This window comes from Streptomyces sp. NPDC042201 (assembly GCF_055582185.1).
Genome location: NZ_JBVJDS010000002.1, coordinates 323,395 through 340,451 on the forward strand (window position 1 = coordinate 323,395; position 17,057 = coordinate 340,451).

A 17,057-nucleotide genomic window follows, 5' to 3' on the forward strand; every position below is an offset into this window, starting at 1 on the left:
CACCATGCGGCAGCCGCTGATCGCTCAGAGCGAACGGGGCCGGGGGAACATCCGGGGGCTCACATGCATTGAGTCGGTATAGCTCAACTTGACTGCCGAAGGGGAGATCATGGCTGCCACGTCCACACCGCTCACGCTTCCCGTGCTGCCGCTCGACGACGAGGTCGTGCTGCCCGGAATGGTGGTGCCGCTGGACCTGTCCGACGCCGAAGTCCGTGCTGCCGTGGAAGCCGCGCAAGCGGCCGCCCGCGCTGACGACGGGGGTACGGGCAAGCCCAAGGTGCTGCTCGTGCCGCGCATCGACGGGACCTACGCCGGCACCGGCGTGCTGGGCACCGTCGAGCAGGTCGGCCGGCTCTCCGACGGCGACCCCGGCGCGCTGATCCGCGGCCGCGGCCGTGTGCGGATCGGCGCCGGTACGACCGGGCCCGGCGCGGCCCTCTGGATCGAGGGCATCAGCGTCGAAGAGATCACGCCCGATCCGCTGCCCGGATCCGTGACCGATCTGATCAAGGAATACAAGGCTCTCGCCACCGACTGGCTCAAGAAGCGCGGGGCCTGGCAGGTCGTGGACCGCGTCCAGCAGATCGACGACGTGTCCACGCTCGCCGACAATTCCGGTTACTCACCGTTCCTCTCCACCGCTCAGAAGGTCGAGCTGCTGGAGACCGCCGACCCGGTCGCCCGCCTCAAGCTCGCCACCCAGCAGCTGCGCGAACACCTCGCGGAGCAGGATGTCGCCGAGTCCATCGCCAAGGACGTCCAGGAGGGCGTCGACAAGCAGCAGCGCGAATTCCTGCTGCGGCGCCAGCTCGAAGCCGTACGCAAGGAACTGCGCGAGATCAACGGCGAGGGCGACGACGACGAGTCCGGCGACTACCGGACCCGCGTCGAGGCCGCCGACCTCCCCGAGAAGGTGCGGGAAGCCGCCCTCAAGGAGGTCGAGAAGCTGGAGCGCTCGTCCGACCAGAGCCCCGAGGGCTCCTGGATCCGCACCTGGCTCGACACCGTGCTCGAACTGCCCTGGAACGAGCGGACCGAGGACGAGTACGACATCAGAGGCGCTCAGGCCGTCCTCGACGCCGAGCACGCGGGCCTGGAGGACGTGAAGGAACGGATCACCGAGTACCTGGCCGTGCGCAAGCGGCGCGCGGACCGCGGCCTCGGTGTGGTCGGCGGCCGTCGCGGCGGCGCCGTGCTGGCCCTGGTCGGCCCGCCCGGCGTCGGCAAGACCTCGCTCGGTGAGAGCGTCGCGCACTCCATGGGCCGGAAGTTCGTCCGCGTCGCGCTCGGCGGTGTCCGGGACGAGGCGGAGATCCGCGGCCACCGGCGTACGTACGTCGGCGCCTTGCCCGGCCGTATCGTGCGGGCGATCAAGGAAGCCGGTTCGATGAATCCGGTCGTCCTGCTCGACGAGATCGACAAGGTCGGCTCCGACTTCCGCGGCGACCCGGCCGCGGCGCTGCTCGAAGTCCTGGACCCCGCGCAGAACCACACCTTCCGCGACCACTACCTGGAGGTCGAGCTCGACCTGTCCGACGTGGTGTTCCTCGCCACGGCGAACGTCCTGGAAGCCATCCCCGAGGCGCTGCTCGACCGTATGGAGCTGGTCAGGCTCGACGGCTACACGGAGGACGAGAAGGTCGTCATCGCCAGGGACCACCTGCTGCCCAGGCAGCTGGAGCGGGCGGGCCTGGAGCCCGGCGAGGTCACCCTGCGGGACGACGCGCTGCGCAAGCTGGCGGGCGAGTACACCCGTGAGGCGGGCGTACGAAACCTGGAGCGTTCCATCGCCCGGCTGCTCCGCAAGGTCGCGGCCGAACACGAACTGGGCGAGCGCGAGCTGCCGTTCACGCTCGGCGCCGACCAGCTGCGCAAGCTGATCGGCCGGCCGCACCACGTGCCCGAGTCCGCCCAGGACCCGGCCGAGCGCCGCACGGCGGTGCCGGGCGTGGCCACGGGCCTCGCGGTCACCGGCGCGGGCGGTGACGTCCTCTACGTCGAGGCCTCGCTCGCCGACCCGGAGACGGGCGGCTCGGGGCTGACCCTGACCGGACAGCTCGGTGACGTGATGAAGGAGTCGGCGCAGATCGCGCTCTCCTTCCTCCGCTCGCGCGGCGCCGAACTGGAGCTGCCGGTCGCCGACCTGAAGGACCGGGGTGTGCACATCCACTTCCCGGCGGGCGCGGTGCCGAAGGACGGCCCGAGCGCGGGCATCACGATGACGACGGCTCTCGCCTCGCTGCTGAGCGGCCGCCTGGTCCGTACGGATGTCGCCATGACCGGCGAGGTCTCGCTGACCGGCCGTGTCCTGCCCATCGGCGGCCTCAAGCAGAAGCTCCTGGCCGCCCACCGCGCGGGCCTCACGACCGTCGTGATCCCCAAGCGGAACGAAGCCGACCTGGACGACGTCCCGGCCGAGATCCTGGAGAAGCTGGAGGTCCACCCGGTGACGGATGTCCGCCAGGTCCTGGAGATCGCGCTGTCCCCGGCGGAGGTGATGGTCTCGGCGGCGGCCTGAGACCCCACGAAGCGAGCGGCCGCGGCCCGGAACGAAAGTCCCGGGCCGCGGCCGCTCGCGTTCCCATGACCTGATGGCAAGTAATGGAGTGGGCATGTCAAAAAGGAGCCGCGCACGCAGACCCATATGACGGAAGGGCGCCACGTCTGTGCCGTTGGTATAAACCTGCGAAATACTGGCCGAGCTGCGACAACAGTCGTCGGCGAAAGAAACTTTCAGGAGCGGAAAAGCGCGCGATGAGTGCTGACGTGCACGGGAGTGGGACGGCGAATGGGCCGGACACTGCCCGGAGCAGTGGCGTGGACCACGAATTCCTGGCTCTGGAACGGGAGCTGGCGGTCTTTCTGCGCCGCGCCCGCGCCAACTCCGGTGAGATGGCACGCGAGGTCCATCCCGAGCTGGAGCCCGCCGCCTACGGACTGCTCGTACGGCTGGAGGAGACCGGCTGCCAGCGGGCCACCGAGCTGGCCGGCTACTTCGGGGTCGGCAAGGCGACGATGAGCCGGCAGCTGCGTGCCCTGGAGGACCTGGGGCTGGTCACCCGCGAACCCGATCCGGCCGACGGGCGCGCCTCGCTGATCCGCATCACCGACGAGGGGCAGGCCCGCTTCCGGCGGGTCAGGGACGCGCGCCGCGCGATGTACGTACAGAAGCTGGCCGACTGGGACCGCGGCGAGGTCTCGGAACTGGCCCGTCTGCTCCACCACCTCAACGCCCGCGCGGAGAGCTGACAGCGGCAGGGGATGAGGGTTCGCGAGGGGTGAGGGGGGTGTGAGGAGGGGGGCGCCCCTCCTCACAGCTCCACGTACGTCACCGTCGCGTCATCGCTCGTCTTCCACCGGCGGAACGCCACCCCCTCGGGGTCCGCCCACTCCGCCGCCCGCACCCGGTCGATCAGCTCCTGCGGGCCGTTCTTCCGTACCAGCGCCAGGCAGTCCGTCCAGCCGCCCTCCCGGAACATCTCCACCCAGCGGGCCGCGCCGTCCGTCAGGGCCAGCACGGCACGCACCTCCGAGGCCGGCGTGCGGCCCGTCACCGCCTTCGCCGCGACCGCCGGATCCGCCGCGGCCGTGAAGTAGCCACCCTCCGTGTTGCGCAGGGCGTCCGCCGAGGCGACCGAGCGGAGGGCCTCGCGCGGGACGCGGTCCAGGCGGTCGTCCAGCACCGCCCGGACCTCGCCGTCCGGCGACTCCAGCAGCAGCGTCGAATCGGAGAGCACCAGATGCTCGACCGCGTCCGTGCCCCAACGCACCAGGACGACCGTCGCCTGAGGGGTACGTACGTGAGAAAGGTCACAGGTGGCGCGATGGGCGTCCGCGGTGCGCAGGATCGACATGGCCAGAATCTCGCTCAGTGTCATATCCCGCCGCGAACCGGACAGTTCGGCCAGCGCGCCACCCAGCCGGGCGGTGAACCAGGGCACCCCGTGCACACATCCGTCGTCGCCCGCCGGCGGTGTCACCCCGTCCAGGACGACCAGCGTCCCGCCCTCGCCCGCGGCGGGCAGCGCCACCGTGGTCCAGTCCTCATTGGGCCGTGCGGTGGCGCCGGGCGCGGTGGCGAATTCGATACGCATGGATCCCAGTCTGCACGACTCCGGCCGCCGTCCCCCACGACTCCTTCACGAGCTCTGCACGCCATGCCGACAGGCCCGTACCGCCAGGTCAGCCGCTGTCATTCGGCCAGCGCAAGCCGCCGGGGGAAGCTGCGGGCGCGCATCCTGCCAAAGCCCGCGCGGAAGGTCCACCCGGCAGGTAAGTTTCCGGAAGGGCCCTCAGTGGGAAGAGTTGTTCGCCAACTCCTTCTTGATGTTCACTCGTTCAGGTGGCGGAGCGGCCGATACACGCCTCCTTCCCAATAGGCTGGAATGGTCGAAAGCCGTACCAGGGGTGGGGGGTTCTCGTCGTGACCGGTCGTCACCTCTGCTTCACAGGCGGACGAATCAAGAATGCGAGCACCGGTGCAGAAAAAGCGGCCTCGGGGCAATGGCGTCACGCGCGGCGAATCTCCGGGCGACGCCCAGAAACCGGGAGTCACCGGGGCCGGCGAGGCCACCGGAGCTGAGGCCATCAAGGCTCAGGAAGGACGCCGAGTGCGGGTACGCAACCGGCTGGTCGCCGGTGTCGCCTTTGTCGGCATCACCGTCGTCGCGGCAGGCGCTCCCGCCGTGCTCAGCGCCTCCTCCGAACTGACCGACGCCCAGCGTCTGGTCACTCTCGCGGAGCTCAACCGGCAGGCCGTGACCCTCGCCCACTCCCTCGCGGACGAACGCGACGAGGTCATCGTCTACATCGCGGCCGGCCGCGACGAGCAGTCCGGCCAGGACGCCGGCTCCACCACCGGCGGCGCCGCCAAGGGCAAGGGCGAGCACCGGATCTCCGGTACCCGCAGCACCCGCGTCGACCGGCAGATCGACGAGATGCGCGCCGTCGCCTCCGCCTCCCCCGGCCTGCTGCGGGACCTCTCCACCGTCCCCTCCATCCGCCGCACCGCCCTCACCGGCAAGGGTTCGGCGCTGGAGGCGTACCGCGCGTACTCCGAGGTCATCGCCAAGCTCCAGGCCCTCGCGGACGAGCTGGCGGAGCGGACCCCGCCGGAAGCCGCCAACGGCACCCGGGCGCCCGCCGCCCTCGGCCGCGCCGTCGAGCAGGCCTCCGCCACGCGCGGACTGCTGCTGGCGGCGCTCGCCGTGCCGGCCGCCGCCGAGACCACCCCGCAGTTCGACCCGATCACCGGACTCCTCGTAGAGCCCCCGGCCGACGCGGACAGCAAGAAGAACGACCAGCTCCGCGACGATCTCAGCGCCGACGCACAGCAGTCGCGCGTCCGTGAACTCGCCGCGCTGGCCGACTTCGACCAGACCGCGGGCACCGAGGCGCGCGACTCCCTCACGACCACCGTCACCGGGCCCGACGTCAAGACCGCCGAGGGGTATCTGACCCGGCTCACCGACCAGCCCGAACTCTCCGACGCCGACCGCGACGCCGACCAGGAGAAGGTCGAGTCCTCGCTCTCCGCCAGGATCGACCAGATGCGTGGCGTCGAGTCGGGCCTCGGCTCCAGCCAGCTGGCGCGTCTCGAGCAGCTCCGTGACGACGATGTCACCGCGCTGGAACTGAGCATCGCGCTGCTCGGCGGCTGTCTGCTGATCGCCGTCGGGGTGTCCACCGCCGTCGCCCGCACGCTCACCAGGCCGCTCGCCGTCGTACGGATCGGCGCGGCCCGGCTCGCGGCCTCGCCCGGGACCGAGGAGCCGGTCCGCTTCACCGGCCGCAACGACGAGTTCGCCCAGGTCGTACGGTCCCTGAACACCCTGCACGGCAAGCTGCTCGACCTCTCCAGCCGCACCGGGAAGCTCGACAGCGACCGCACCGACCTGATCGGCGCGCGCGAGAAGGTCGTCGCCCAGCGCGCCGAACTCCAGGAGCGTACGGCCGACCTCGCCGCCCAGCTCCAGCAGCTGCGCCACACCGTCCACCACACCTTCGTGAACCTCTCGCTGCGCACGCTGGGACTCGTGGAGCGCCAGCTCGGCGTCATCGAGGGCCTTGAGGAGCGCGAGCAGGACCCGGAGCAGCTCGCCACGCTCTTCAAGCTCGACCACCTGGCCACGGTCATGCGCCGGCACAGCGAGAACCTGCTGGTGCTCGCGGGCCACGACCACGGCCACGGCTCCACCGGCCCGGTCCCGCTCGTGGATGTCCTGCGCGCGGCCGTCAGCGAGATCGAGCGGTACGAGCGGGTCACCATCCAGTCCCTGCCGCCGCACGCGCAGGTGGCCGGCTTCGCCGCGGACGACCTCAGCCATCTCGTCGCCGAACTGCTGGAGAACGCCACGGCCTTCTCCCCGCCGGACGCCGAGGTCCAGCTCTCCGGCTGGCTGCTGGAGAGCGGCGAGGTGATGCTCTCGGTGGAGGACCAGGGCATCGGGATGTCCGAGGACCGGATCGCCGAGCTCAACGCCCGGCTCGCCGAGCCGGCGGAGCACGACGACCACGAAGACGGCGAAGCCCGTGCGGACCGCGGCGGCCACGAGCCGCAGCGGGCGTACGGAGCCGACGCCGAGGGCGACGGGCTCGGGCTGCGTGTGACCGCGCTGCTCGCGGCCCGCCATGGCGTACAGGTCGAGCTGCGCAAGCACGAGCAGGGCGGGGTGGCCGCGGTCGTCGTACTGCCGCAGGCGCTGCTTCCGTCCTCGCCGCCGGCCGCCTCACCGCACCAGGCGCGTACGGCGGGGGCGGCCCCCGTGCTCAACCTGCCGGGGTCCGCCGCGGAGGCCAACTCCAATGCCCTGCCGGGCCGTTCGGCGGCCGATCCGCTGGTGGCCGCGGCGGAGGCCGCGATCCGCAAGGCGGAAGCGGCCGAGGCGCGGACGGCGGAGCCCCAGACGGTGGAGCCGCAACCCGAGCCCGCCCCGGAATCGGAGCCCGCCCCGGAATCGGAGCCCGTCGCGGAGGCGGAGTCCGTAACGGAGGCGGAGTCCGTCACGGAGCCGGAGACCGCCCCGGAGCCCGAGCCGACGCAGGCTGTCGCCGTACCCGAGACCGCGCAGCGGCCCGGCCCGTACGCCATCGGCCCTGACAGCCACGAGCGCGTCCCCGACGGCGAGCCGGAGACCACCGGCCCCGATCAGGACACCTTCACGATGCGGCTGCCCCGGCAGCAGCCCGCCGCGTCCCCGGCCACCGAGGTGGCACCCGAGGCGGCACCCGACGCGGACGAGTCCCCCGCCGCCGGCCCTGAGCGCATCACGGACAAGGGACTCCCCAAGCGCACCCCCAGGATCGTCGCGCCCGCTGCCGCGCCCACCAGGAGCAGTGGCAGTTTCGACGCGGACGCGCTGCGCCGCAGGCTCGGCGGCTTCCACCAGGGGGCGAAGGAAGGTCGACGCGATGTCGAGGCCGAGCTCACCGAGCAGATAGAGCCCACAGAGCAGACCGAAGAACATACCGATTCGACGGGGGAGACAGTCGAGGAGGCACGCAGTTGACTGCGACCGGCACATTCGGACTCAGTAGCGAAGCCCGTAACCTGCACTGGCTGTTGAGCAACCTTGTCGAGGAGGTGCCAGGAGTGCACTCGGTCGCGGTCGTCTCGTCCGACGGACTCCTGCTGCTCTCCTCGGACCCGGGGCAGAACGCCGAGGCGGCGGCCACCACCACCGTCCGCAAGGAGGGCCCCAGAGGCTCCAGCGCCGACCTGGCCACCATCGTGTCGGGCATCGGCAGCCTGACCGTCGGGGCGGCGAAGCTGATGGACGGCGGCGGGATCAAGCAGACCATGATCGCCATGGAGGAAGGCAGCGTCTTCGTCATGGCCATCAGCGACGGCTCGCTGCTCGGGGTGCACGCCACACCCGACTGCGATATGAGTGTGGTCGCGTACCACATGGCGCTGTTCGTCGGCCGCGCCGGACATGTACTGACCCCTGAACTCCGCGACGAACTGCGTAAATCGATGGAGAGCGCCCGATGACGCCTCCCGCAGACCCCACCCGCAGACTGCCCAAACGCGGCTCCGACCGCCGGCCGGCCCGGGTCCGCCCGTACTCGCTCACCGGCGGCCGTACCCGCTCCGGACACGTCCTGCTCGTCGAGACGTTCGTCGCCGCGCTGGAAGCGCCCGACGAGCGCATGGAACTGACGGACGGCGGGGCCTCCTCGCGCGTCATGCCGGAGATGCGGGCCATCGTCGAGCTGTGCCGGCGCATGCGTACCGTCGCCGAGATCTCGGCGCTGCTCAAGATGCCGCTGGGCGTGGTCCGCGTGCTGCTCAGCGACCTTGCCGACCAGGGAAAGATCCGTGTGTACGGGACCGGGCACGGCACCGGCCAGCCCGACCACGCGCTGCTGGAAAGGGTGCTCAGTGGACTCCGCCGTCTCTGACGTCACTGGCGTCTCCGGTTTCACCGGGGTCACCGGTAGGACCGGCCCGCCGGTCACCGCCGAACCCGAAGAGGCCGTCCAGGCCTGGCAGCTGGACCGTACCCGCGCGCCGATCGCCACCAAGATCGTGGTCGCGGGCGGCTTCGGGGTCGGCAAGACGACCTTCGTCGGGGCGGTCTCCGAGATCCCCCCGCTGCAGACCGAAGCGCTGATGACGCAGGCCAGTGCGGAGATCGACGATCTCAGCCAGACGCCCGACAAGCTCACCACGACCGTGGCGATGGACTACGGCCGGCTCACCCTCGACGACGACCTCGTGCTGTACGTCTTCGGCACACCCGGTCAGCAGCGTTTCTGGTTCATGTGGGACGACCTGGTCCGCGGCGCGATAGGCGCCGTCGTGCTGGCCGACACCCGGCGGCTGCCCGACTGCTTCCCCGCGCTCGACTACTTCGAGAGCTCCGGACTGCCGTACGTCGTCGCCGTCAACCACTTCGACGGCTCAGCGGCGTTCGAGACGGAGGATGTGCGGGACGCGCTGACGATCCCGCCGCACGTCCCCGTCCTGATCATGGACGCGCGCGACCGGATGACGGTCGTCAAGTCGCTGCTCACCCTGGTGCGTCACGCACTCGACGCCTCCCCCGAGTAGCGTCGGCCGACGTCAGCCGTCCGCCACGCGCGCACCACGTCGCACCACGTACGCAAACGGAGAACCCGCCATGCGGAAGATACTCATCGTCGGAGCCGGTCAGTCAGGACTGCAACTCGCCCTCGGACTCCAGTCGCAGGGGTACGAGATCACCCTCATGTCCAACCGTACGGCGGAGGAGATCCGGGCCGGCCGGGTCATGTCCACGCAGTGCATGTTCCACACCGCGCTCCAGCACGAGCGTGATCTCCAGCTGGGCTTCTGGGAGTCACAGGCACCGAAGATCGAGGGCGTCGGCGTCTCGGTCTCGGCCCCCGACTCGTCCCGCCCCATCGACTGGGTCGGCACGCTCGACGGTTACGCGCAATCCGTCGACCAGCGGCTCAAGATGGCCGGCTGGATGGAGACGTTCGCACAGCGTGGCGGCCAGCTGGTGATCCACGGCGCGGCCGTCTCCGACCTGGACTACTTCTCCCGTGCGTACGACCTGATCATGGTCTCCGCGGGCAAGGGCGAACTGGTCCAGATGTTCGGCCGCGATGCCTCCCGCTCTCCGTACGACGCCCCGCAGCGCGCGCTCGCCGTCTCGTACGTCCACGGCATGGGCCCGCGCCCCGAGCACCCGGACCACGAGGCGGTCCGCTGCAATCTGGTGCCGGGCGTCGGCGAGCTGTTCGTGATGCCGACCCTCACCACCTCCGGCCGCGCGGACATCCTCTTCTGGGAGGGCGTTCCCGGCGGTCCGCTCGATGTCTTCCAGGGCGTCAAGGACCCCGCCGAGCATCTCTCGCTCACCCTGGAGCTGATGGAGCGGTTCACGCCCTGGGAGTACGCGCGCGCCACGAAGGTCGAGCTGACGGACGCCAACGGCACGCTGTCGGGGCGGTACGCGCCGACCGTCCGCAATCCGATCGGGCGGCTGCCCGGCGGCGGCCTGGTCCTCGGTGTCGCCGATGTCGTCGTCGCCAACGACCCGATCACCGGACAGGGCTCCAACTCGGCGTCCAAGTGCGCCGCCTCGTACCTCGACTCGATCGTGGCGCGCGGCGACCGGCCGTTCGACGAGGCGTGGATGCAGTCGGCGTTCGACCGCTACTGGGACACCGCGCAGCATGTGACCAAGTGGACCAACGCCATGCTGGGCGTTCCCCCGGAGCATGTCCTCAATCTGATCGGCGCGGCGGGCCAGTTCCCGCCGGTCGCCGACCGGTTCGCGAACGGCTTCAACAACCCGGCCGACTTCGAGAACTTCTTCTACGAGCCCGAGAAGACGAACGCGTACCTGGCGGAGGTCTCGGGCGCGCTCTGACGGACGACCGGCCCGGGGGCGGGGCTTGTTTTTGATCCGGCGCCGCCCCCGGCCTTCGGTGTCCTAGGTGCCAGGGCCGTTCTACGGAGCGTTCTCCTCGCTGTAGCCGGTGTCCGTGCCGTCCATGGCGCCCGGCGGCAGCTCCGGTGGCCGGTACGACGCCGGGGCCAGCGAGCCGGCCGCCGGGTCCGGCCGTACGGCGCCCAGCAGCGGGTTCGCCGCGAGCGGTGAGACCTTGACGTGGCTGCCGGGGCGCGGTGCCTGGATCACCATCCCGTCGCCCAGGTAGATCGCCACATGCGTGGCCGTCGGGAAGTAGATCACCAGGTCGCCGGGGCGCAGTTCATCGAGCGAGACCCTGGGGAGCTCACGCCACTGCTCCTGGCTGGTGCGCGGGATGGCCAGACCGGCGCGCGCCCAGGCCTGTGAGGTCAGCCCCGAGCAGTCGAAGGACCCCGGCCCCTCGGCGCCCCACTCGTACGGCTTGCCGATCTGCTCGACGGCGTACTCCACCGCCTCGCCACCCCTCGCCGAGGGCGCCCTGCGCCCGCCCCCCTGCGGGGCCGCCTCGGGGCCGAGCGCGCCCGAACTGATCAGATCGCGCTGGGCCTTGTCCGTACCGGCCTTCTCCAGGGCGGTCACGGCGGCGATCTGCCCGCTGCTGAGGGAGGCGAGCAGCCGCTCGACCTCCTGGAGCCGGGCCCTGACCATGTCGCGCTGCCTCTGCTGCCTCGTGGCGAGGATCTGCTGCTTGTCGAGGGCCTTGCGGGAGGCCGACGCCAGGGCGTCGGCGCGCTTCTCGCCGCCTGTCAGCCGGGCCATGGTGGCCGCCCTGCCGCGCGCCGCGCGCTCCATCAGATGGCCTTCGTCCATGGCGTGCTGCGGGTCGCGGGCGAGCAGCAGCCGGAGAAAGCCGGAGAGTTCCGACCTTCCCTGGTACTGCTCGCGCGCCAGCCGGCCGACGTCGACGCGGCTGCGGGCGAGGGCGGTTCGGGCCCGGGTGAGGCCGGCGCCCAGTCTGGTGGTCTCGTCGCGCAGCCGGGTCAGCTCCGTCTCGGTGGCGTTGTACGCCTCGCTGGCCTCCTCGGCCTCCCGGTACAGCCGCTGGAGCTGGGTGAGCATCCCGGATACGGTGCCGGGCGCGGCCATCGCCCCGGGCGCGGCGACGGGGGCGGGTTCGGGTGCGGGTGCGGGTGCGGAGGCGGGTGCGGAGGCGGGTGCTGAGGTGGCCGGTGCGGAGGGGGCCGACGCAGAGGGGGCGGGCGCGGAGGGGTCCGGTGCGGCGGCGGTGTTCGTGGGTACGGCGCCGTCCGCCGCCGCGCCGGGCGTCGGTGACGCGGATGCGCTGGGTGTCGGCGCGGCGGGGGGCGGGGCGCCGGACGCGGACGCGCTGGGTACCGGATCGGCGCCGGGCTCCGCGGCGGCGTGCGACGCGAGGGGCACCGCCGCGAAGACCGTCGCGGTCGCCAGCGCCGCCGTACAGGCCGCGCGCACACGTCTTCCTGACACGTCATCACCTCCGGTTGCGGGATGGAGTATCCAGTCCTAGGTGATGACGAGAGGACAAATGGTGTGACTAGCTCACGAGTAGGCGGTTCAGCGCAACAGCGTCACCCCGGGCGGGCCGATGCGGCCGCCGCCCGGCGTGGCGTTTAGGCCCTGTCCGGGACTTATCGTGTGGAGCCGCCCGGCTTCGACCAGGGCCACTTCAGGGTGCGGGGTTCGCGGCCCTCGGAGACGTACTCGTACATCCAGCCGCGCTGGAGTCCGAGCCGCTTGGTGTAGCCGGCCGGCGCGCGCCGGTACGTGTGGATGGTGGGCGGCCCGCCGTCCGCGGCCGGCACCGGGATCTCGTACCACTTGGGCGGATGCCCGGTCGGCCCGGTCAGGACGGGCAGTACGCGCCCGTCCATCGGCCCGCCGACAAAAGGAGTTTCTTCGCTTCTCACACCCCCAGTCTCGCTCAGACCCGGCAGGCCGTCGCTCCGGTGCGGCGCGGGCGGCCGGGTCCGAGAACACCCGACGCGCGGCACTAGCGGAGATGCGCCGCCTCGTTCACCACGGGGATCAGCCGGCGGGCCAGCGTTCCGACAGGCCCGTCCGGATTCTCGTGTGCCGCCAGCCCGCTGATGGCCGCGGAGGTCTCCTCGTCCGTGGCCGACGTCGCGGCCAGCAGGGCGATGAGATGGTCGACCAGCCAGTCGCGCAGCTCACCGGCGGTCGGCTGCTTGCCTTCGTCCAGCCATATCAGCGACGCCGACTCGACGGCCGCTATCCAGGTGCGCACCATCATCCGCAGCCGCGCGCCGGGACGGTCCGTCCCGAGATGCAGCAGGATCTGCTCGGCCGCGACCCGCCGTACCTCGTCGACGATGGCGGTCGTCCGGGACGTCTCGCAGACGCTGCCGCCCTGGAGCAGCGCGCTGAACCCGGCGTCGTGCTGGTCGACGAAGGCGAGGTAGCGGTCGAGGACGCGCTTCAGCCGCTCGGTGGGCGGTCCCACCGGCGGCTCGGTGAAGCACAGCTCCAGCTCATCGGCGGCGGAGCGCAGCGCGGCCTCGTACAACTGCTGCTTACCGCCGGTGAAATAGCGGTAGACGAGCGGCCTGGACACGCCGGCGGCCGTCGCGACGTCGTCGAGGGAGACATCCTCGGGCGCCCGGTGCGCGAAGAGCGTGAGGGCGGCGTCGAGGAGTTGAGTACGGCGCTCCTCGACGCTGAGCCGTCGGTACGCGGGCGTTACGGGCGCGGTCATATCGGCAGCGTAACCGCAGCGCACCGCACCGGCGAGCGGCCGGACGGGAGCCGGTCAGGCAAGGAGACCGGATGACTTCCAGAGCTTGCGGCCCGGTCCGCGCAGTACGCCGATGTCGTCGAGGAAATCCGTGAGCCGCTTGGCACCCGACTGCATCACCTCGCGGCGGTGGCCGCTCGCCCTGACCTGCGCGACGGCCTCCGCGCGGTCGAGACCGACGTTCTCGTACACCTGCGGGTTGATGAAGCAGACCGAGAAGACCCGGGCCGCCTGGCCGCAGCTGAGCCGGGTGAACTCCTGCTCCCAGCGCGGGGCGGTCACCATCTGGCGCCGCAACTCCTCGCGGGCGTAGCGGACATGGCGTGCCTCTTCGATGACATGGATACGGGTCACGCCACGGACGAGGCTCTGGACGCGCTCGTCGGGGAAGGTCAGCCGCTGCATCCAGTCGAGGATCTCCTCGCCGAGGAGGGTGGCGGCGAAGGACCCCGGGGTTGTGGAGACGGTCTTCAGGACGCGCGCGATGTTGTGGTAGCGCCGGGGGACGGGGTAGGCGGGGGCGCCGCCCTTCTGGATCATTTTCGCGAACATCATCGAGTGCCGGCACTCGTCCGCGATCTCGGTGAGGGCGTAGCGGACGTGGTTGCTGGTCACGGGCTTGTCGTAGATGTGCCTGACCAGCAGCTGCATCAGGATGATCTCGAACCAGATGCCGAGCGAGGCGAGTGACGCGGCCTCGTGCCTGGCCAGGTCCATCCGCTGCTCCTCGGACATCTTCCGCCAGAGCGGAGTGTCGTAGAGGGACACCAGCTCCGGTGGCCAGAACCACTTGCCGTCCTCGGCCGGTGCCTCCCAGTCGAGTTCCTTGTCGGGGTCGAAGGAGTGCTTGGCGGAGGATTCGAGCAGCCGCTCGGCGACCTGCTCGCGATCCCGGAGGGGGCCGAGGGCGTCGCGGAGTATCTGCACGTCGCGTTCGGTCACTGTCGTCATGGCTGAGCGCACCTCATGGCTGGGTCACCGGGCACGGGCCCGGGCCCGGTAGGGGTTACCGGCGGGTCACCTCTTATGAGACTGCTCGTCAGCAGGGACGTCAATGCCTTGGGTGGGACTTGTTGACTCGGCGTCTAGTGGCGTGTGGGGGCTGGAGTTGTCGTCTGCGGGTGAGGGCCGAGGGGTATTCGGGGTGGGCCGGGTTGTGTGGTGTCGGGTGGGGCCGCCCCTTTCTGTGTGAGTGTCGCGGTTGCGGGCCGGGCGTCAAGGGCGCTCCTGCGTCGCGTCGGCTGCGCCGATTCCGCTGCGCTCCACCCTTGACCCCCGCCCCTCCACCGCAAGTGAAGGCAGTGGGGGGCGGCCGGGGGGAGGGGTTCCCGGGGGGCTTGGTTCTGGGCCCGGGCGCTTTGCCGTCTTCGGGTCGGTGGGTGGATTGCGCGGCAGTGGAATGGGGCGGCCCGGCACCGGCTCAGCGGCAAACCCTTATCAGCTGTCTGAGGCGCAAGCTGGTGTCTGAGCTGGGGTTGTCGTCTGCGGGTTAGGACCGGGGGGTACCCGGGGTGGACCAGGTCGCGTTGAGCACCGGAGGGCCGCCCCTTTCTGTTTGAGTGTCGCGGCTCCGGGCCGGGCGTCAAGGGCGCTTCGCGTCGGCTGCGCCGATTCCGCTCCGCTCCACCCTTGACCCCCGTCCCTCCACCGCAAGTGAAGGCAGTGGGGGGCGGCCGGGGGGAGGGTTCCCGGGAAGATCCGCTGTTCCCTGGGGTCCGTTCCCGGCCGCCAGGTCGGTGGGTGGTCCGCGCGGCAGTGGAATGGGGCGGCCCGGTTCGGCTCGGCGACTGACCATCGTCCGTGGCCGAGGCGCAAGCTGGTGTCTGAGCTCCGTGACCGCATGACACCCCAGAAGCGGGTACGAGAGGCGCTCGACGCCCTGATATGTACCTATTTGCCCGGCTGGTTGGGGTCCTCGGAGGACGGTGCTGTGTCAGGGGGTGCGTTAAGCGGGTTCCCGAGCACATCGGAGCCCTCTACCGGCCCACTTTCGTCTCATACGTCACACCCACCCCGCCACCCACCAAGCTCAGACACCTGCTTGTGCCTCGGACAGCTGATGAGGGTTTGCCGCTGAGCCGGTGCCGGGCCGCCCCATTCCACTGCCGCGCAGACGACCCACCGACCCGAGGTCGGCAAAGGGCCCGGGCCCAGAACCAAGCCCGCCGGGGAACCCTCCCCCCGGCCGCCCCCCTCAAAGAGTCACTTGCGGTGGAGGGACGGGGGTCAAGGGTGGAGCGCAGCGGAATCGGCGCAGCCGACGCGACGAAGGAGCGCCCTTGATGCCCGGCCCGGAGCCGCGACACTCACACAGAAAGGGGCGGCCCCACCCGAACCACACAACCCGACCCACCCCGAATACCAGCTTCTGACCCGCAGACAACAACCCCAGCTCAGACACCTGCTTGTGCCTCGGACAGCTGATGAGGGTTTGCCGCTGAGCCGGTGCCGGGCCGCCCCATTCCACTGACGCGCAGACCACCCACCGACCCGAGGTCCGCAAAGGGCCCGGGCCCAGAACCAAGCCCGCCGGGGAACCCTCCCCCCGGCCGCCCCCCTCAAAGAGTCACTTGCGGTGGAGGGGCGGGGGTCAAGGGTGGAGCGCAGCGGAATCGGCGTAGCCGACGCGACGGAGGAGCGCTCTTGATGCCCGGCCCGGAGCCGCGACACTCAAACAGAAAGGGGCGGCCCCACCCGACATCAAACGACCCGGCCCGCCCCGAATACCCCTCGGTCCTGACCCGCAGACAACAACCCCCCGCCTACCCCCGCACCGCAGCCGCGTGCGTTTCCGCCGCTTGGGCGATCTCAAGCAGCGAGGCATCCGCTCCTCGCTCCGCCACCAACTGCAGGCCCACCGGGCAGCCGTCCGGGGTGAAGCCCGCCGGGATGCTTGCCGCTGGGTGACCGCTCAGGTTGAAGGCCCAGGTCAGTGCGGTGGAGTACAGCTCGCCCGGACCCTCGTGCCCATGCGGCCGGTTCGGGGTCACCGGGGTGATCAGCAGTGACGTACGGGCGAACAGGCCGTCGAGCCTGCGGTCGTTCTCCGCCCGCACCTCCCCGGCCCGTACCCCCGCCGTCCCCGCCGCACCGCCGCCGCGCACCGCAAGCCATGCCTTGCGCGGGTCGAGCAGGGCGAACGGCCGCCGCGGCGGCTCCAGCCGTATGACCCCGGCCGTCACCAGCCGCTCCACGGCGGCCCGTACGACCGTCGCCACCTCCGGGTCCGGCCGGGCGAAGCCCAGGTCGGGGGAGAAGACAGCGGGTACGGGAAGCCGCACCGGGAGCGCCTGTGACGCCACCCCGCCCGGGTCGAGCACCCACCGCAGATACGCCTGCGCCTGTGCCGCCGAGCGGGCCAGCACTCCCGCCGACGCCAGGCCCGTACGGTCCGGCGACGGCAGCAGCCCGTTCGTCGTCTTCAGGCCGAACACCCCGCACCACGCCGCCGGGATGCGGACGGAACCGGCGCCGTCGCTGCCTGTCGCCAGCGGCACCATGCCCGCCGCGACCGCCACCGCCGACCCCGCGGAGGACCCGCCGGGGGTGCGGTCCGCGCGGTAGGGGTTGACCGTACGGCCGTGTGTGCCCTGCCCCCAGGTCTGCCAGTACGTGTCGGGCCCCGGCACCGCCGTCGAGCCGACCGGCACCGCACCCGCCGCGATCAGCAGTCCCGCCGCGTACGACCGGATACCGGTCGGCCCCTTCACCGCGAACGGCACCCCCGCGAGCGGCAGTCCCGCGTCCACCGTCCGTGCCCGCTCCAGCGCTTCGTCGCCCCACACCTCGATGAAGGCGCACAGCTCCGGATCGAGCCGTTCGATCCGCGCCAGCGCCTCCGCCACCCTCTCCACATCCGCCATCGCGCCCCCGCCCCGCCTTCCCCGGTCGCCCCG

13 protein-coding genes are annotated in these 17,057 nt (G+C 71.3%); 7 read left to right on the forward strand and 6 right to left on the reverse strand.

The annotated features are described in order from the left end of the window. Positions 1–109: 109 nt before the first annotated feature. Entirely contained in the window at positions 110–2,521 is a 2,412-nt protein-coding gene (gene lon, locus ACZ6MZ_RS05360) for an endopeptidase La (RefSeq protein ID WP_469349959.1), read from the forward strand. A 236-nt stretch (positions 2,522–2,757) separates the two neighbouring features. Then, on the forward strand, positions 2,758–3,252 hold the full coding sequence (locus ACZ6MZ_RS05365) for a MarR family winged helix-turn-helix transcriptional regulator (protein WP_384193544.1): 495 nt from the start codon (positions 2,758–2,760) through the stop codon (positions 3,250–3,252). Between the two features lie 62 nt (positions 3,253–3,314). On the opposite strand, the gene ACZ6MZ_RS05370 is transcribed toward ACZ6MZ_RS05365, so the two are convergent. Then, entirely contained in the window at positions 3,315–4,097 is a 783-nt protein-coding gene (locus tag ACZ6MZ_RS05370; protein WP_469349961.1) for a protein phosphatase 2C domain-containing protein, read from the reverse strand. A gap of 384 nt (positions 4,098–4,481) precedes the next feature. Between ACZ6MZ_RS05370 and ACZ6MZ_RS05375 the strand changes: the two genes are divergently transcribed. The 5 genes from ACZ6MZ_RS05375 (at position 4,482) to ACZ6MZ_RS05395 (ending at position 10,367) form a co-directional block, all read left to right on the forward strand. Beyond that, positions 4,482–7,511 (forward strand): sensor histidine kinase, encoded by a 3,030-nt coding sequence (locus ACZ6MZ_RS05375; protein WP_469350382.1) that lies wholly within the window; start codon positions 4,482–4,484, stop codon positions 7,509–7,511. Further along, a complete protein-coding gene (locus tag ACZ6MZ_RS05380) occupies positions 7,508–7,996 on the forward strand; it encodes a roadblock/LC7 domain-containing protein (RefSeq protein WP_384193550.1) in 489 nt (162 codons plus the stop codon). Before ACZ6MZ_RS05375 ends, ACZ6MZ_RS05380 begins: the two co-directional genes overlap by 4 nt. Next, positions 7,993–8,406 (forward strand): DUF742 domain-containing protein, encoded by a 414-nt coding sequence (locus ACZ6MZ_RS05385; protein WP_389788447.1) that lies wholly within the window; start codon positions 7,993–7,995, stop codon positions 8,404–8,406. Before ACZ6MZ_RS05380 ends, ACZ6MZ_RS05385 begins: the two co-directional genes overlap by 4 nt. Further along, positions 8,387–9,058 (forward strand): GTP-binding protein, encoded by a 672-nt coding sequence (locus tag ACZ6MZ_RS05390; RefSeq protein ID WP_469349964.1) that lies wholly within the window; start codon positions 8,387–8,389, stop codon positions 9,056–9,058. The genes ACZ6MZ_RS05385 and ACZ6MZ_RS05390 overlap by 20 nt, the downstream gene beginning before the upstream one ends. Before the next feature lie 70 nt (positions 9,059–9,128). Continuing rightward, complete coding sequence (locus ACZ6MZ_RS05395) at positions 9,129–10,367, forward strand: styrene monooxygenase/indole monooxygenase family protein (protein WP_469349966.1); 1,239 nt, start codon at positions 9,129–9,131, stop codon at positions 10,365–10,367. An 81-nt stretch (positions 10,368–10,448) separates the two neighbouring features. On the opposite strand, the gene ACZ6MZ_RS05400 is transcribed toward ACZ6MZ_RS05395, so the two are convergent. From ACZ6MZ_RS05400 to ACZ6MZ_RS05420, 5 genes are all read right to left on the reverse strand, one after another. Beyond that, the gene (locus tag ACZ6MZ_RS05400; protein ID WP_469349968.1) at positions 10,449–11,876 is read right to left on the reverse strand and encodes a C40 family peptidase; all 1,428 of its coding nucleotides are present in this window, start codon (positions 11,874–11,876) and stop codon (positions 10,449–10,451) included. Between the two features lie 161 nt (positions 11,877–12,037). Next, positions 12,038–12,316, reverse strand: a complete 279-nt coding sequence (locus ACZ6MZ_RS05405) for a hypothetical protein (RefSeq protein WP_389788438.1) — start codon at positions 12,314–12,316, stop codon at positions 12,038–12,040. A gap of 83 nt (positions 12,317–12,399) precedes the next feature. Continuing rightward, complete coding sequence (locus ACZ6MZ_RS05410; RefSeq protein WP_469349970.1) at positions 12,400–13,122, reverse strand: TetR/AcrR family transcriptional regulator; 723 nt, start codon at positions 13,120–13,122, stop codon at positions 12,400–12,402. Positions 13,123–13,176: 54 nt separating this feature from the next. Further along, positions 13,177–14,112 carry an AurF N-oxygenase family protein gene (locus tag ACZ6MZ_RS05415; protein ID WP_469349972.1) on the reverse strand — a complete coding sequence of 312 codons (936 nt, stop codon included), beginning with the start codon at positions 14,110–14,112 and terminating at the stop codon, positions 13,177–13,179. A 1,811-nt stretch (positions 14,113–15,923) separates the two neighbouring features. Next, on the reverse strand, positions 15,924–17,024 hold the full coding sequence (locus ACZ6MZ_RS05420) for an amidase family protein (protein ID WP_469349974.1): 1,101 nt from the start codon (positions 17,022–17,024) through the stop codon (positions 15,924–15,926). Positions 17,025–17,057: the final 33 nt, after the last annotated feature.

Excerpts from the sequence above, each read along its gene's own strand:
- ACZ6MZ_RS05395 (WP_469349966.1), top strand. The coding sequence starts at position 9,129 with ATGCGGAAGATACTCATCGTCGGAGCCGGTCAGTCAGGACTGCAACTC.
- ACZ6MZ_RS05415 (WP_469349972.1), bottom strand. The coding sequence starts at position 14,112 with ATGACGACAGTGACCGAACGCGACGTGCAGATACTCCGCGACGCCCTC.
- lon (WP_469349959.1), top strand. The coding sequence starts at position 110 with ATGGCTGCCACGTCCACACCGCTCACGCTTCCCGTGCTGCCGCTCGAC.
- ACZ6MZ_RS05365 (WP_384193544.1), top strand. The coding sequence starts at position 2,758 with ATGAGTGCTGACGTGCACGGGAGTGGGACGGCGAATGGGCCGGACACT.
- ACZ6MZ_RS05385 (WP_389788447.1), top strand. The coding sequence starts at position 7,993 with ATGACGCCTCCCGCAGACCCCACCCGCAGACTGCCCAAACGCGGCTCC.
- ACZ6MZ_RS05410 (WP_469349970.1), bottom strand. The coding sequence starts at position 13,122 with ATGACCGCGCCCGTAACGCCCGCGTACCGACGGCTCAGCGTCGAGGAG.
- ACZ6MZ_RS05370 (WP_469349961.1), bottom strand. The coding sequence starts at position 4,097 with ATGCGTATCGAATTCGCCACCGCGCCCGGCGCCACCGCACGGCCCAAT.
- ACZ6MZ_RS05420 (WP_469349974.1), bottom strand. The coding sequence starts at position 17,024 with ATGGCGGATGTGGAGAGGGTGGCGGAGGCGCTGGCGCGGATCGAACGG.